The sequence below is a fragment of the Corallococcus sp. CA041A genome (genome assembly GCF_003612075.1).
GTDB classification, from domain to species: domain Bacteria; phylum Myxococcota; class Myxococcia; order Myxococcales; family Myxococcaceae; genus Corallococcus; species Corallococcus exiguus.
Genome location: NZ_RAWF01000567.1, coordinates 1 through 891, shown reverse-complemented (window position 1 = coordinate 891; position 891 = coordinate 1). Strand labels below are relative to the sequence as shown.

Sequence of the window (891 nt, the reverse complement as noted above, 5' to 3'; positions counted from 1 at the left end):
CTAGGGGGTGTCCCTAAACGAGAGAAGATGAACTGCGGCCGAGGGTAGCAGTCGTGCCCTCGGCCGAGCATCAGCAGGTGGGGTTGCACTGAAGCGGGGCCATTGCCTACCCCAGGGGATGCACCGACATGAACTCACCGACCAGGAATGGAAGCGCATCCGCCCGCTTCTGCCTCCGCGGCGGGGCCGGCACTCGCTCAAAGGCGAGCGTCTGTTTGTCAGCGCCGTGTACTGGCTCGCCCGCACCGGCAGCCCCTGGCGAGATCTGCCCGGTCGATATGGCAAGTGGAAGTCCGTGTACAACCGCTTCAACAACTGGTCGAAGCGCGGCGTGTGGGAGCGGCTCTTCAAGGAAGTGCAGCTCGAGTCGAATCCTCCCGTGCCGGGGGACGAAGCGTCCATCCTTGATGGCACCACCATCCGGGCGCATCTGGACGCCGCGGGAGGAAAAGGGGGGTCCAACACAACGCTCTGGGACGCTCTCGAGGAGGTTTTTCGACCAAGGTCCATGCCCTCGTCGACAGCCGAGGACGGCCACGCCATATCGAGCTGACGCCCGGCCAGCGGCACGAGATGACCAAGGCCGACGACCTGATAATGCACGCGGTGGGCGCGGCCTGCATCGCCGACAGCGGGTACGATGCGGACTGGTTCCGCGCCCTGCTCAAGTTCTTCGGCATGAAGGCCGTCATCGCCTCCAAGCCGGAGCGCCCCAGAGCCCTTTCGAAGGACCGCAAGCTCTACGCCCTTCGTTATCTGGTCGAGCGGTTCTTCCATGGCCTCAAGCGCTTCCGCCGCCTCGCGACTCGATATGAGAAGACAGCCCGCAACTACCTTGCCCTCATCCACCTCGCCTGCACTCGGATGTGGCTCAATTAGGGACACCCCCTA

1 pseudogene is annotated in these 891 nt (G+C 64.1%); it reads left to right on the top strand.

The window, feature by feature from the left end:
- Positions 1 to 145: 145 nt before the first annotated feature.
- A pseudogene (locus D7V77_RS46140) lies at positions 146 to 879 on the top strand (IS5 family transposase); the annotation flags it as partial.
- Between the last annotated feature and the right edge of the window lie 12 nt (positions 880 to 891).